Consider the following 15,015-nt stretch of genomic DNA (forward strand, 5'->3'; position numbering starts at 1 on the left):
ACATAAACCGACGGAGAATATCCCCGATTGCTGCCGGGCTGCGGCAATTGGGACTCCACAAGGGCATTCAGGCCAAGACCCTCATTGAACTCGGAGAGCAGGGATAATCCCCCATGGGCCGTTAAAGCCTCGGATGTCGATTCTAACTTGAAAGGAAACACGGTTTGTTGTATCATCTCATCACCCCTTTTGGTTGGCGGTTTCACCTTACAGGTGAGTATTATACTCACCAGAAACCTATAAACCAAGAGGGTTTTTTGTTCTTAATGATTTTCTATCGCTGATTTAGGGAATAACCTCGCGGTATTTTCGAAGCCGGGTGGAGAAAACTCCTTGACAAAGATGTGAACTTCATATAAATAAAGAAAAAATCAGTACCGCCCGCCACAAAATAAAGAGCTGAAGGGATTTTTATGACCGCTTCGCCGGAATGGCCAAGTATGTTGAAACAGTGTGTGATCGCCGTAGGCGGAGGAAAAGGCGGAACAGGAAAGAGCCTCCTGGCCGCCAACCTCGGAATCGCCCTCGCTGAAATGAGACAGCAGGTCATGGTGATCGATCTGGACCTGGGCGGTGCGAATCTCCATACCTGCCTCGGGATACGATCCCCCAAAACCACGCTCGGCGACTTCCTGCAAAAAAAAGTTGATTTGATCGAAAAGGTCCTCATACCGACCCCAATGGAAAACTTGAAACTCATTAACGGGTCCAATGATCCTCTTGAAATCACGAACCTTCCCTATGCCCAGAAGGCCCGGCTGATTCATCAATTCAAGAAGCTGAAAGCGGATTACATCATCCTGGACCTCGGCGCCGGCACTTCCTTGAACATCCTTGACTTCTTTTTAAGCTCCGATTATGGGATTGTGGTCACCACTCCGGAACCGACCTCCATAGAGAACGTCTCCCTCTTCATCAAGTGTTTCATCATGCGGCATCTGAAGATTCTCCTGAAGCAATTTCCCATAGAGAACCTCAAGAACCGGATCAAGGACCCCAGAAATCTCGATACCGCCCGCACCTTCAGAGATCTGCTGCGCCTGATCCGATCTTTTGAAAAAGAGACCGCCGAAAAGATCGAGAGGGAAATAGAGGGTTTCAAGTTCGGCTTGGTGATGAACAAGCTCCGAGAACACAGCGAAACCCGGATCGGGGACTCGTATAAAACCATGATCCACAAATGCATGGGGATTCAGATGGACTACCTGGGACAGATCTACTATGATGAAAAAATACCCATGTCGGTCAAGAAGATTCAACCTCTTCTTTTGGAACACCCGCATGCCAAGGCCTCCCATGCCATCCGGCTGATGGCCAAGAGGATTCTGGGTATGAATCGCCTTTCGTTCCCCATGCAGAGGGAAATTTCCCTCTTCGACTGGAAAAAGAAAGAAAAGAACTCATCCTCTTCGGTCAAGGGAGCCCCCATGAAAACCCCACAAAAGGACCTGCCGCTTGGCATCCGTTTCTACCTATGAACACGAACCCGATCACTAAGCATCCGAGAAAGAGGCATGCCGGGGCTGAGAATCAACGCTTATATGGCTGTTCGACTTTGAAGAACAAAGGCCCGGCAAAGATTAATCCCTTGTTTTGGTGGAGATACACAGAATGAAAGACCTGGAGGCATGCAATTATTACGAACTTTTAGAAATCACGGAAGAAACCCCAAAAAACATCATACAGGAGGCTTATCAATCCTACTGCACCCTCTTTGATAAAGACTCGATTGTCTCGTACAATTTTATCTCTCCGCATGAGCGGGAAGAGATGTTGAATCGTATCCGGAAGGCCTATGAAATCCTCATGGACGATCAAAAAAGAATCCAGTACGACAAGAAGATCTTCAACCGGATCGGCAGATGGCACCATGCCGCCGCAGAGGGATCCGTACCAGGAGGGCAAGGCTCAACCGAAACGCCGGGCAAAAGGATCGAACAAATCCGAATGGAGGATTTTATTGAAGAAACCGGCCAGGTCTCCCTCAGAAGGCTTCGAGAGTCCATCGGAATCACCATAGAGAAGGTCTCGATGATCACGAAAATCAGGATCCCCATTCTCCATGCCCTGGAAAACAGAGATTTCAGCAGACTCCCTTCGCCGATTTACGTCAAAGGGTATCTGAAATCCTATGCCCGTGTGGCCGGCATCGAGCCCGAGAAATTGATCCAGGCCTATGGGCCCTTGAGCGCCCCTATTCGTCGATGATGAAACCGCCCCCTAAGACCTGTCTTTCGTGCCCTGTCTGCCGTGCCGGCACAGGCAGGCCCTCTCTCGTCCGTCACCCCTGTTTACGAACAGGATCCTTTAGCCCGCATCGTTCGTAACTGCATATCCTGTATAGCGGGCAGACCTCACATTGTTTGAGATCCCTTTTTTTCGTACACTGTTTGAGTATCCCCAGGCGGGCCAAGGCGAAATCGTACTTGACAGGATCGGAAGGGTCCAGGATTCTAAGGTTCCGGGTCACCTCCCTGGCTGTTTCCCAATCCGGTGAACGCCTTCGAGTCAGGCCGATCCTTGCAGAAATCCGGAAAAGGTGTGTATCGAGCGGAATGACCAGCTTGGACGGAGAAACCTCTCTCCATAATCCCAGGTCCAGCCCGTCATCCCTCCGGACCATCCATCTTAAATACATGTTCAGCCTTTTGCAGGCGCTCCGGTTCTTCGGAGAAGGGAATAAAAACCTTACGCCTGCATCCTTGGGGAGCGCCTTTTTTCCCAAAATCGGCGAATAGTCCATATTCAGGAAGCGCTCCACAAAGGCGGAAAGGGCTTCCCCGATATCCTCATGCCCTGAGTCATATCCTTTTAGAAACAGATTCTTGATGCTGCCGTATTTCTTCAGCGCTTTTTTAATACCGAGGATCAGGCAGAGGATGTCGGTCTCATCGTTAAACCTGTGGACGATCCCATGGAAACGTTCAGCGTCCTTCCTTGGATCGAACCCTCGGATAAAGGCACAAGGCGAACCATCCATGCGGTCGAGAATCGTCCGAACCGTCTTCTGGATCTGACCGACCCTGCCATAAGCAAATACGGCGGCAATCAGACCGGCCACTTCCTGGTCTTCGGGCCGTTTGAAACCATGAACCAATACAAGAGGATCGGAGGAAATATGGTGGATATCATAGGTATGATAAAGACGGTCCAGGGTTTCTTTGAGATCCAGAACCTGCATCATGGAAAACCTTGAGAAAAACCACATCCTCGTACCAAACACATCCGCCCGTCGGGCTGGGATCAAGACCTCTTTCCTTTTCCCTTGGCTTTTGAAGGAACGGCGGGCTTTTTCAAATGATAGAGGACCTCTCTTCCTGGAAATCTTGCGGACTGGCCCAAGGCTTCCTCGATTCTGAGAAGCTGATTATACTTTGCCACCCTCTCGCTCCGGCTGATTGATCCGGTCTTGATCTGGCCGGTCCCTGCCGCCACCACCAGGTCCGCGATGGTCGTATCCTCTGTTTCACCCGACCGATGGGAAACCACGGCTGTATATCCCGCTTTTCTCGCCATATCAATCGCATCGAAGGTTTCGGTCAGTGTACCGATCTGGTTCACCTTGATCAGAATGGAATTCGCAGCTTTACGCTCAATCCCCATCCTCAGTCTTTGGGTGCTGGTCACAAAAAGATCATCACCGATCAGTTGAATCCGGTCTCCCAGTTTCTCTGTAAGGATCCTCCAGCCCTCCCAGTCGTCTTCAGCCATCCCGTCTTCGATGGAAATAAGCGGGTATTGCCTGACCCAATTTTCATAGTATTCGGCCATCTCAGCAGGATGCATCCTGGACCCGTCTGATTTTCTGAAGACATACCTCCCTTGCTCAAAGAACTCACTGGCCGCAGCGTCCAGGGCCAGAGCAATATCCTTCCCGGGCTTGTAGCCGCCCTTGTGAATGGCTTCAAGGATGAGTTCCACCGCTTCCTCATTAGATCGAAGATTGGGCGCAAACCCTCCTTCATCACCCACAGAGGTGCTATATCCTTTCTTTTTCAATACGGACTTCAAGGCATGGAACACCTCTGCGCCCATCCGCAGAGCCTCAGAAAATCGTTCAGCGCCTACAGGCATAATCAAAAACTCCTGAAGGTCTACGTTGGTGTCCGCATGAGACCCTCCATTTAAGATATTCATCATCGGGACAGGCAAGGTGTTGGCCTGCACCCCGCCCAAATATCTGTAAAGCGGGATACCCAAGGCTTCAGCCGACGCCCTGGCCGCAGCCATGGAACAGCCCAGAATCGCATTGGCCCCTAATTTCCCCTTGTTGGGTGTGCCGTCCAGACGGATCATCTTCCTGTCAATCTCTTCCTGCGCCAAGGCGTCCATTCCCATGATCTTGGGACCGATCACCTGATTGACATGATGAACGGCCTTTTGCACCCCCTTGCCAAAATACCGCTTCGGATCCTGGTCTCTTAATTCAACGGCTTCGTGTTCACCTGTAGAAGCGCCGGAAGGGACGGCAGCCCGCCCCATAGCGCCGCATTCAAGGATGACATCCACCTCAACCGTAGGATTCCCGCGTGAATCCAGGATTTCCCGTCCCTGTACAGACACGATTCCTGTCATATGATCCTCCTTTACTTAGTGGTCTTGTTCGTAAATATGGTGACGTACCGAGAGGGTCGTAGAGCGGTTTCATCAAGGCGCGCGACTCAGTGCGTACCTCTCTGGTACACCGCAAGGAGCGGAACTTTGACTCGACCGCCCTACGGCACTCGAATGCCACCGTATTTACGAATAAGGCCACTTAGGTTTAAACGACAGCATTCTTATCATATACCTTAATCCATGTCACGTCTTTTTCATTGAGCGCGCTTAAGCAGCCCTAAAAGAAACATTTTCATTTATAATGCTCTATGTGGAATCCTAACCTTCATTGCAGAGGAACATGCTGTATCCTTTTCTATCCTTATTCAGAAAAGAGTAATGTTCAACAATAGAAATAAGAATAAAGCGTTTTTTAAAATATTTTGCCTGCATTTTTTCTTATTTTCTATAAAACATCATTTGCAACCTGAAAACTATAATGTTAGTCTTTATAAAATTTTAGGTCTCTACCTAAAACTTCCGGTTGATTTCTGCATGAGTCATCGATCCGCCGGATGGTGCCGTCGACGAATGTCCATGGGCGCCGGCATGGAACAGAACCCGTTGAGGCGTGAGTCAGGATGTGTGAAAATTTTCACCCAATAAGAGAAAAAGTTTTCCCTTTTTCTGTAAACTTTTACACACTTGCAATAAATATTCCATTTCAGCGGCATCCCGTTTAGGCATGGATTCAAAAAAAATAAACTTCTAATCCCTTGTTTTACTAAGGTTAGCAAGCCAGGATGCTGTTCGAATGTCACAAGAGAAAGCTTTCAATCTAAATTTGGCATGGCTTTTGCTTAAAATATTAGTGTTTACATACAGGAAACCTTTTTTTAGAAACACCGCCATTGGAAAAGGGCGATAACAGATCCTAAGCGGGTTATGGATAAGGAACATGTCTGAGTCGAGTCAATACAACATGGACGATCAAATAGCAAAGAACTACATCCTTGAGGTCTCTCCTGACATCAATCAAGAGTTTGCCTCAAAGAAGTTCAGGGAAATCAATATCCTTCTCAAATCGAATTTAATTTCCAACCTGAACATGGAATTCAAGGTCTCCCTGCATGTGCTTTGCGATCTGGTCCTCGAGATGATTCATTACGACAAGGCCCTTCTTTACCTTTGGGACAATGATCTTGAGGTCCTCACCCCCTACATCACCCGGGGATTTTCCGAAAATCCGCCGGAAAAGCGCATGGAGAGGAATATATTTGCGGATTGGTGTATACGTCACGGGAAAACTCTGTTTATTCCCTTCAGCAGCCACCCGAATGTCACAAGGGCATTGGAAGAAGTCAACAGCAAATCCATGATATCGGTCCCAATTTATGAAAGCAATCACATCATCGGTACGCTGCAACTCTATAGTCAACAGTCCAATTTTTTCTCAAGAGAGGATGCAAAACTTCTCTGGCTTCTCATCATACACTCCGAAGCGCTTTTCAGAAACTACGAAAATCTGGAGCGGATCAGAACCCTTTCATCTACAGGCATGCCTTTCGGCCAAACCCATATTTCGGAGTTCCACGAACAGTTGGAACGGGAAATCGGACGGGCAGACCGCCGGAAGACCCCCATGTCTCTCCTTTTGATCGAAGTGGACCGTCTTCCCGAATACATCCGCAAATTCGGCCACCTAAAAAGAGAGGAGGCCTTCAATGAAATCGGCTCCTTGATGATGAATCAGATCCGGCAAATTGATGCCTTTTCACGCTATGGAGAGGATCGTTTCGCATTGATCCTTACGGAAACAGACCGCAAAGGCGGGACAATCTTTGCAAATCGTCTGAGAGAAAACATCGGCCGGCATCTCATTCAGGATGAGAAGGGAGAAAAGACCATACGGATGACCATCAGTTCCGGACTGGTTACTTTTCCTTTTGATGCCAAGGAGAAGATCCACCTGCTCCAAGCTGCAGAGCAGGCTTTACATAAGGCCATCGATGCGGGAGGCGACCAAGTGTGCCTCTATACGGAACTGGACAGCGCCATCCAATCCTCTCCCGGGCATGACCAACACGAAGACTTGGACCGGATCAGTCAGACCATTCATTCCATTTTCAATCTGGATCTGCTCCTCGAATTGGTGGTTCAGATCTGCATGGAGACCCTCCAGGCGGAAAAGGGCTCTTTACTCTTATTTGCTGAGGAACTTGACTGTTTTATCCTCAGAGTCGCCTGTGGTTTCGGGAAATATACCGACTTGATCAAAAATACCCGGGTCCCCCTGCAGGGAACCATCACCGGATGGGTTGCCGCCCTCAAAAAGCCCGTTGTCTCTGCAAACATCGAGGAAATTTCAGAGGTGCCCAAAAGCCTTTACAAAGATTACAGGAACAATTCATTTCTTTCTGTTCCGCTGGTCTCTGAAGATAAGACCATCGGCGTGGTGCATCTCTCAAATAAAAGAGCAGAAGACGGAATCTTTACGAACCATGACCTTGAACGGATCCTTTCCCTGAGTGAACACCTGACTCTTTTCCTCAAGCAAGGGATCCGTTTCGAGGAAACACAGCACCGTTTCTCAAAAACAGCCTTATTGTTCCTGAACCGGATACTGGAGGAAAAGGATCCTTACAACAGAGATCATTCGGAAAGAGTGGCCCTTTATGCGGAAAAACTTGCCCGCCGTTTTAATTTCAGCCAGAAGGAGATCGAGAAGCTGACCCTCTCCGCCCGGCTTCACGATATCGGCAAGATCGCCATCCATGACGAAATTTTTCACAAACCGGATAAATTGAGTGAAACGGAAACCGCCATTGTTCGCCGGCTCCCCTTTTTCAGCTGGAAGATTCTCGATGCGCTTTCTGCAAATGAAGAAGAGTTGAAAAATACGGTTCTGAAACTCCATGAGAAACTTGACGGATCAGGCTATCCTTACGGCCTGGTCGGGGAACAAATCCCTCTGCCGTCCCGCATCCTCAGCGTGGCCGACACCTTCGTCTCCATGACATCGAACCGTTCATTTCGGCCCCCCTTCAGCAAGGAAGAAGCCCTGAAGAATATGAACGCCTTGGCTAATGTCCACTATGACCCTGAAGTCCTGCAACAGCTAAATAAGATCGTCCAATAATCCTCGGCAGATGAGAACCGGAGAGGCTAAAAGAGATTTGTGCTCCGTTTCATGGAGCCTCTTTAGCAAAACAAAATTTCAACGGGGATCTTGATCCTTGCAGTCCTTGGAACTCCCTGACCGGGAGGAACGGTTCGCCATTCACGTTCCACCCTTGAAGGAAAGAACGCCCACTAAAGCAATCCATACCGCAGCGATGACCCATACCCATATTTCGTTCATGTGACGCCTTCTATCGCGCCTGTTTCCTGCGACCGCAGGTCTTTTTCAATGTGCTCAAGAGAATCCCCCTTGAGATGGACACCCCCCGCCGGCTTCGCTTTTACAGACACTTCCGCCCTGGAAAACGGAGACGGACATCAGTTTTTCGCACGGTAGCCCACCGCATACGGGACAGCTCAACCCCTGGTTATCTGCGCCGATTTTTTGTAAAACCTCAAAAACTTCTCCGCAATCAGCACAGCGGTATTCGTAATAAGGCATAATCCTGAACTCCTCCAGCATAAAATCCCTATCCGGGATTTTATAATCATATAATCATTTAAATAATAAAGCAAGTTCATTAGTTCATTTCCTGTTCACAATAGAATTTTTTTATGGTATTTTGAAATATCTTTTATAGGCAGGATCCATGATTGATTTCAGGCTGCTCATCTTTTTAAAATCCGCTGAAAAATTAAGCTTCTCCGAAGCCGCCGAGGAACTCTTCATCACACAACCTGCCGTAACCTTTCAGATCAAAAAGCTCGAGGACCATTTCGGAATTCCCCTGTTCTACCGCGAAAAGAACAGGATCTCTTTAACCGAGGCCGGAGAAACCCTCTTTCAGGAAGCAAAGAAAATTCTCTCCTGCTACGAGGATGCGGAAAGAGCCGTAGGCCGGATCAGCGGGGTCGTCCAGGGGAGAATGGTGGTCGGCGCAAGCACCACCATGGGGGAGTATATCCTTCCGCAAATTCTGGGAGACTTCGAAGCTCGTTATCCTGATGTGGAGACCCTTTTGGAAATAGGGAATTCAGACCGTATCTTAAACGGGGTCTTGAGCCGGTACCTGGATGTCGGGATTCTGGCTGAAGAAGTGAAAAACCGGGAACTCCATCAGGAAAAGATTATTGAGGATGAATTGGTTCTGATCGCATCCCCCAAGCACCCGCTTTCCCCAAAAAAGAAGATCGTTCTGAAAGATCTGGAAGACCAGAGGTTCATCGCCAGGGAAAGAGGATCCGGAACACGCAAGGAGATTGAATCGCACCTGAAAAAGGCCGGGATCCATGCCCAAAGGCTTCGGACCACGATGTGGCTTGGGAGCAGCGAGGCCGTCAAGGGCGCCGTGGAAGCAGGACTCGGAATCTCCATCCTCTCCCGATGGGCCATTCAGAAAGAGCTTCGCCTGGGAACCCTCAAAGAATTACCGATCCGGAATCTCCGTATGGTTCGGGAGTTCAAGCTGATCCACTACAAAGGAAAACGCCTTTCCCATCCAATGGGAGTCTTCGTAAAATTTCTGCAGGAATACGATTGGGGCCGTCTTTGGAAAAAATAAATTTCGAGCCGCAAGACAAACCGAATATCTCGATCATTGTCCCCGTGCTGAACGAGGCGGAAAGAATCTTGTCCATGATCCGGCAGGTTCAATCATTGAACCCGTTCGAATACTGGATCGTTGACGGGGGGAGTACCGACGGGACTCCTGATCTCGCCGGAAAACATACGGACCGGGTTCTCTTCGTTTCAGGCGGGTTACCTGCACAACTGAACCTTGGAGGCTGGAAGGCAAAAGGAGATATCCTCTTTTTTGTCCATGCAGACTCCCGAATTCCCGAGAACGCCCTTCAATCCATCTCTCAGTCCATGAAAGACCCTCGGGTGGCGGGAGGGGGATTTCACCTGAAAATCCGTTCAGACCGCAGGATGATAGAAACAATCAGCCGTTTGGCCAACCTCCGTGCCCGCATTTTGGGCGCCCCGCTGGGAGATCAGGGTATATTTGTCCGGAAAGAAGTTTTTATTCGTCTAAACGGCTTCCGTTCGGACGTGCTGCTCGAAGACCTGGATTTTTCCCTTCGCATGAAGAAACAGGGGCGCGTGGTTTTGCTCAGCGAGCAGATCATCACATCCCCGAGGAAATGGGAGCGTTACGGCGTGCTTGGAACAACTCTCGCCCACCTGCGTTTCCTCATCGGACATTTCATCCATGCAAATCCGGAAGAACTAAAAAAGAGATATGCGTCCTTCAAAAACCGGGCCCGGTAAGGATGCGGCTCCTTATAAAAAAGATTACCCGGTTTTTTCTGAATAAATTTAGGAACGGATCTATTTCTTCGCCGCAGGTTTTTTCCTTGAAGATCCGGCTTTTCGGGATTTACTCTTTCTCCTGGGCAGCAGGGCGATCTCCAGGACCTCATCCATCTCTGCCACCGGCATGAATTCAAGACTTTTCTTAACCTTTGGAGGAAGCTCCAGAAGATCTTTTTCATTCTTTTTCGGAATAATCACCTGCTGGATTCCCGCCCGCATGGCAGCCAGAGCCTTCTCCCTTAATCCCCCGATAGGAAGCACCCGGCCGCGCAAGGTCACCTCTCCGGTCATGGCCAGATTCTTTTTAATAGGCCGGTCTGTAAAGATGGAAGCAAGGCAGGTAGCCATGGTGATACCCGCAGAGGGCCCATCCTTGGGAATGGCCCCGGCCGGTATATGCACGTGGATATCATGTTGTGAAAAAATATTCTCTTTAATTCCCAGCAGCTGCGCCCTGGACCGGATGAAACTCATCGCCGCGTGAGCCGATTCCTTCATCACATCCCCCAGATGCCCGGTGAGAACCAGGTTCCCTTTCCCCTTCATCTTGGTCGCCTCGATAAAGATAATCTCCCCCCCGCTCTGGGTCCAGGCAAGCCCTGTGGCAACACCGACCTGGTCTTCCCCCACTTCGACCTCCGGAAGGTATTTGGGAGCCCCCAGAAACTTATGAAGGTTCTTCGCATGAATCAGGTACTTTTTTTCTTTCCCCTCGGCTATATGTTTTGCGATCTTCCGGCATAGGCTGGCAATCTCCCGTTCCAGATTCCTAAGACCGGCTTCCTGCGTATAGTAGGTAATCATATTCAGAATCGCGGAATCCGAGATCGACAAATGTTTCTCGCTGATCCCATGCTCCTCCATCTGTCTTGGAATCAGGTAGCGGTGGGCGATCATGAGCTTTTCTTCATGCGTGTAGCCGGAAAGATAGATCACCTCCATCCTATCCCTCAAGGCCGAAGGAACCGGATCCAACAAATTGGCCGTGGTAATGAACATGACATTAGAAAGATCAAAGGGAACATTCAGATAATGGTCCGAAAAGGAATTATTCTGCTCCGGGTCCAGGACCTCAAGCAATGCAGACGAGGGATCGCCCCGGAAATCCGAACCAAGCTTGTCGATCTCGTCCATCATGAACACCGGGTTGTTGGAACCGGCCTGCTTGATTCCCTGAATCACCCGCCCCGGAAGCGCCCCCACATAGGTTCTTCGGTGGCCGCGGATTTCAGCCTCGTCCCGGACCCCGCCCAGGGAAATCCGGACAAACTGCCTTCCCAGTGCACGAGCGATGGATCGTCCGAGAGAGGTTTTGCCCACCCCGGGCGGTCCGACAAAACAAAGGATCGGACCTTTCATCTTCTTTTTAAGCTTTCGCACACTGAGATATTCCAGAATACGCTCCTTAATCTTTTCCAGGTCGTAGTGATCTTCATTCAGGACGGTTTTGGCCTTTTTGATATCCAGGGAATCCTTACTGCTTTTTTGCCAAGGCATGTCAATGAGCCACTCCAGATAGGTTCGTACGGTGGTCGCCTCAGCAGAGTCGGGGTGCATCTTCTCCAGCCTCTTAACCTGTTTCTCGGCCTCCTGCTCCACCTTCTTCGGCATCTTCGCCTTCCGGATCTTCTCACGCAGTTCATTGACCTCTTCGGTCCGCTCATCCACCTCCCCCAGCTCTTTCTGGATGGCCTTGAGCTGTTCCCTAAGAAAATACTCCCGCTGGATCTTGTCCATTTCTCCTTTGGCTTCGGCCTGAATCTTCTGCTGTACCGAAAGGAGTTCGATTTCCTTGTTCAGATATTCACTGACCTTCTGAAGCCTCTTGACGGGATTTCCAAGCTCCAGAATCTCCTGGGCCTGATCCACCTTCAACCCGATATTGGATGTGATCAGGTCCGCCAGCCTTCCGGGATCTTCGATGTTTTCCGCAATGATCAGAATATCCGGAAGGATCATCTTTCCCAAGGAAACCATATGCTCCAGCTGTTCCTTCACGTTCCGCATCATGGCTTCCACTTCCACGGTGACCTGGGTTGAGACCTCCTCGGGTATTTTTTCAATAGCAACCTTGAAGAACGGCCGGGTCGAGATGAACTCTTTGATCTTAGCCTTGGCAAGCCCCTGGACCAAAATCTTGATCCTGCCGTCGGGAAGCTTCAGCATCCGCATGATGGTGGCCACCGTTCCTATGGAATTGACCCCTTCTGCCGTGGGGTCTTCCTCCTCAATCTTCTTCTGAGTACAAAGTAGAATCAGACGATCCTGTGCAAGGGCCTCGTCAATGGCCCGGATTGAAACCTCCCGGCCGACAAAGAGAGGAAGGATCATGTAGGGAAAGACCACCACGTCCCGGACCGGCAGAAGCGGAATCTGTTCGGGAATCTTAATCTCTTCTTCCTTTTGTGTCTTGCTCTGTTCATCCTGCTTTTGTTCTTCGGCCATTCCATTCCTCCAGTTCCCATGTGGGATGACTACGACTGCCGCATTTGGTCAAACAGAGGGGAAAACGTATTCCAGATAAAATTCATTCAAAACAAGCCTGCCGTCTAAAATGCATCAAGATCCAGTCCCTTGAGATAGGACTTGAATATCGGCCCCAATTCGGGGTTCTTAAGACCGAATTCCACGGTGGCCTCAAGGAATCCGATCTTGCTTCCTGCATCATAGCGCTTCCCTTGAACAATGTACCCGTAAACAGGCTCGACCTCCGCCAGCCTCTGAAGGGCATTGGTCAGCTGGATCTCGCCCCCGACGCCTTTCTCCTGCCTTTCCAGGAATTCAAAGACCCTTGGGGTCAGGATGTAGCGTCCGATGATTGCGAGATGGGATGGCGCATCCTCTTTCCGGGGTTTTTCGACCATGCTCTTAACCTCATAGATCCCTTGCCCCATGGGTTTTCCCTGGATCACACCATACAGGTGAATCTGGTCTTCGGAAACCTCCTGAAGAGCCAAAACCGAATAATGGTACCGATTGAATATCTGAAGCATCTGCTTGAGGGCAGGTATTTCGGAAGCGATAATATCATCCCCCAGGAGAATGGCAAAAGGTTCGTCCCCTACGATATCCTTGGCACACAAAACCGCATGCCCGAGACCCAGAGGTTCTTTTTGACGGACATAGATAAAGTTTACCAGATTCGAAATCTGTTCAATGTCTCGAAGGGCACGGGTCTTTCCTGTGGCCTCAAGATAAAACTCCAATTCCACGTTTTTGTCAAAGTGGTCTTCGATCGCCCGTTTGCCCCGGCCCGTAATCATGATGATATGCTCCATTCCGGAGTTCACCGCCTCCTCCACCACGTACTGGATCATGGGCTTGTCCACCAGGGGGAGCATCTCCTTGGGAGAGGCCTTGGTGGCGGGAAGAAACCGGGTGCCAAGTCCTGCGGCAGGGAAAACCGCCTTGCGAACTATCTTATTCGAATACATTCAGACCCCTTTTATGATGATGCATACGGCCGGTTCTTCTCGCTTCAAGACGAAGTGAATGCACAGCTTTCACATTAAAAAATTGAAAGAATTATATAGAACTCGTCCTTTGGAGTCAAGGCAAAGTTGCCGATAGGGTCTGCGACAAATTTATGGGTACACATCAGGGTTACATATGTTTGTCATTGTCCGGTCCCCCGATCGGACAATCCATGGTTCGACAAGCTCACCATGACAATTGTCACCCTGAGCCTGTCGAAGGGTGGATTCCCCGATCAAGCCTGCCCTCGACTGCGATCAGGGGTCGGGGAATGACGCTCTTAGAGAAATATTTACCCATAAATTTGTCGCACACCCCCGAATGGGGCAGATTGACAACCAGACCAAACAACGGTATAAAATTCGGTACTATGTTCTTTACCCTGTCCAAAATTTTCTCATGTTTTCTTTACCCGGTCGGATTCTCGATCCTGCTCCTGGCCGTTTCATTCTTTTTCCTTAGAAAAAGTCCCAGGGCTGCCCGAGTCCTCGGCGTATCCGCGGTTATCTTCCTCTGGATAAGCTCCACGGAGTGGTTCTCCTCCTTGCTGATTGACCCCCTGGAATCAAGATACCCGAGGAGTCCCCTGATCGAAAAGGCCGATGCCGTTGTGGTCCTGTCCGGCATGGCTGACCTGAAGCTCTCAGGCCAGGGAAGCGTCGAACTGGAAGCGGGCTCGGACCGGATCATCGAGGGGATCCTGCTGGCCAGGAGATTCCCGGATAGTCTCCTGATCATCAGCGGAGGGAGCGGAAACCTGCTCGATCAGGAGACAAGTGAGGCGGCCCTCCTGTCCAGATACCTTGTACCGCAGCTCGGCATTCCCATTGAGCGGATCATGGTCGATGCTACATCCAAAAATACCACTGAAAACGCCGTCAATACCCGGAAGATCCTCAGCAGGAACGGCATTGAACGGTTTGTCCTGATCACCTCGGCCTCTCATATGCCCAGAGCCATGGCCTGTTTCCATAAAGCAGGCCTTGATCCGATCCCCTGGCCCGTGGATTTCAGGTCTCACAAGAATAACCTGGACGCATTTTCTCTCCTGCCTGGAACCGGCTCTCTCGTGCGGACCGACGCCGCCATCCATGAGTATATCGGCCTTGTCCTCTACAAACTCATGGGTTATATCTGACGGCTTTGTCATCATTTCGATCATTGCAAAGCCGGCATGATCAGAAGTGTACCTCAATTTGCACTTGATTTTATCAAAACAATTTATTTTGACTTGAATGTATTTTTATTCTTTGATTGGAAAGTGCCACATACTCGGGTTCGATGTCATACCCTATATAATGCCTTGCATCCTTCAAGGCCGCAAGGCAGGCGGTTCCGCTGCCGCAAAACGGGTCCAGGACCACGTCTCCCTTGAAGGAATATAGCTGAATCAGACGGTGGGGCAGTTCTTCCGGAAAGGGCGCCGGGTGCCCGATACTGCGGGCCGAGACCGCCGGAAAGTTCCAAACGCTTTTTGTCCATTCAAGAAAATCTTCTCTGGATATGGTATTTTCTTTCTTTCCCCGTTTCCTTGAGAAAGACTCTTTTGAGAACACAAGAATATATTC

Annotated in this window: 10 protein-coding genes and 1 pseudogene; 6 read left to right on the top strand and 5 right to left on the bottom strand. The window is 49.8% G+C overall.

Features of this window, described 5'->3' with window-relative positions:
• The first annotated feature begins 440 nt into the window (after window positions 1–440).
• Window positions 441–1,478 carry a hypothetical protein gene (locus AUK29_02085; protein ID OIP65774.1) on the top strand — a complete coding sequence of 346 codons (1,038 nt, stop codon included), beginning with the start codon at window positions 441–443 and terminating at the stop codon, window positions 1,476–1,478.
• A 133-nt stretch (window positions 1,479–1,611) separates the two neighbouring features.
• Window positions 1,612–2,208, top strand: a complete 597-nt coding sequence (locus AUK29_02090) for a hypothetical protein (protein ID OIP65775.1) — start codon at window positions 1,612–1,614, stop codon at window positions 2,206–2,208.
• A gap of 73 nt (window positions 2,209–2,281) precedes the next feature.
• Here the strand turns inward: AUK29_02090 and AUK29_02095 are convergent, their stop codons facing one another.
• Together AUK29_02095 and AUK29_02100 are read right to left on the bottom strand one after the other, a co-directional pair.
• The gene (locus tag AUK29_02095) at window positions 2,282–3,184 is read right to left on the bottom strand and encodes a TIGR02757 family protein (protein ID OIP65783.1); all 903 of its coding nucleotides are present in this window, start codon (window positions 3,182–3,184) and stop codon (window positions 2,282–2,284) included.
• Between the two features lie 59 nt (window positions 3,185–3,243).
• Entirely contained in the window at window positions 3,244–4,575 is a 1,332-nt protein-coding gene (locus AUK29_02100; GenBank protein ID OIP65776.1) for a phosphopyruvate hydratase, read from the bottom strand.
• Between the two features lie 943 nt (window positions 4,576–5,518).
• Between AUK29_02100 and AUK29_02105 the strand changes: the two genes are divergently transcribed.
• From AUK29_02105 to AUK29_02115, 3 genes are all read left to right on the top strand, one after another.
• The gene (locus tag AUK29_02105) at window positions 5,519–7,675 is read left to right on the top strand and encodes a hypothetical protein (GenBank protein OIP65777.1); all 2,157 of its coding nucleotides are present in this window, start codon (window positions 5,519–5,521) and stop codon (window positions 7,673–7,675) included.
• Between the two features lie 631 nt (window positions 7,676–8,306).
• Window positions 8,307–9,218 (top strand): hypothetical protein, encoded by a 912-nt coding sequence (locus tag AUK29_02110; GenBank protein OIP65778.1) that lies wholly within the window; start codon window positions 8,307–8,309, stop codon window positions 9,216–9,218.
• A complete protein-coding gene (locus AUK29_02115; GenBank protein ID OIP65779.1) occupies window positions 9,194–9,928 on the top strand; it encodes a hypothetical protein in 735 nt (244 codons plus the stop codon). The genes AUK29_02110 and AUK29_02115 overlap by 25 nt, the downstream gene beginning before the upstream one ends.
• Window positions 9,929–9,988: 60 nt before the next feature.
• Here the strand turns inward: AUK29_02115 and AUK29_02120 are convergent, their stop codons facing one another.
• Entirely contained in the window at window positions 9,989–12,418 is a 2,430-nt protein-coding gene (locus AUK29_02120; GenBank protein OIP65780.1) for an endopeptidase La, read from the bottom strand.
• 104 nt (window positions 12,419–12,522) lie between these two features.
• A complete protein-coding gene (locus tag AUK29_02125; protein ID OIP65781.1) occupies window positions 12,523–13,407 on the bottom strand; it encodes a UTP--glucose-1-phosphate uridylyltransferase in 885 nt (294 codons plus the stop codon).
• Window positions 13,408–13,817: 410 nt separating this feature from the next.
• Between AUK29_02125 and AUK29_02130 the strand changes: the two genes are divergently transcribed.
• Window positions 13,818–14,585, top strand: coding sequence for a hypothetical protein (locus AUK29_02130; protein ID OIP65782.1), 768 nt, complete (start codon window positions 13,818–13,820; stop codon window positions 14,583–14,585).
• A gap of 73 nt (window positions 14,586–14,658) precedes the next feature.
• On the opposite strand, the pseudogene AUK29_02135 reads toward AUK29_02130, so the two are convergent.
• Window positions 14,659–15,015, bottom strand: a pseudogene (locus tag AUK29_02135) (SAM-dependent methyltransferase).

The organism is Nitrospirae bacterium CG2_30_53_67 (assembly GCA_001873285.1).
Taxonomy (GTDB): domain Bacteria; phylum CG2-30-53-67; class CG2-30-53-67; order CG2-30-53-67; family CG2-30-53-67; genus CG2-30-53-67.

Bases quoted from the DNA above. Each gene is read 5' to 3' on its own strand.
- AUK29_02085 (OIP65774.1), top strand. From the start codon at position 441: ATGTTGAAACAGTGTGTGATCGCCGTAGGCGGAGGAAAAGGCGGAACA.
- AUK29_02090 (OIP65775.1), top strand. From the start codon at position 1,612: ATGAAAGACCTGGAGGCATGCAATTATTACGAACTTTTAGAAATCACG.
- AUK29_02095 (OIP65783.1), bottom strand. From the start codon at position 3,184: ATGATGCAGGTTCTGGATCTCAAAGAAACCCTGGACCGTCTTTATCAT.
- AUK29_02100 (OIP65776.1), bottom strand. From the start codon at position 4,575: ATGACAGGAATCGTGTCTGTACAGGGACGGGAAATCCTGGATTCACGC.
- AUK29_02105 (OIP65777.1), top strand. From the start codon at position 5,519: ATGGACGATCAAATAGCAAAGAACTACATCCTTGAGGTCTCTCCTGAC.
- AUK29_02110 (OIP65778.1), top strand. From the start codon at position 8,307: ATGATTGATTTCAGGCTGCTCATCTTTTTAAAATCCGCTGAAAAATTA.
- AUK29_02120 (OIP65780.1), bottom strand. From the start codon at position 12,418: ATGGCCGAAGAACAAAAGCAGGATGAACAGAGCAAGACACAAAAGGAA.
- AUK29_02125 (OIP65781.1), bottom strand. From the start codon at position 13,407: ATGTATTCGAATAAGATAGTTCGCAAGGCGGTTTTCCCTGCCGCAGGA.
- AUK29_02130 (OIP65782.1), top strand. From the start codon at position 13,818: ATGTTCTTTACCCTGTCCAAAATTTTCTCATGTTTTCTTTACCCGGTC.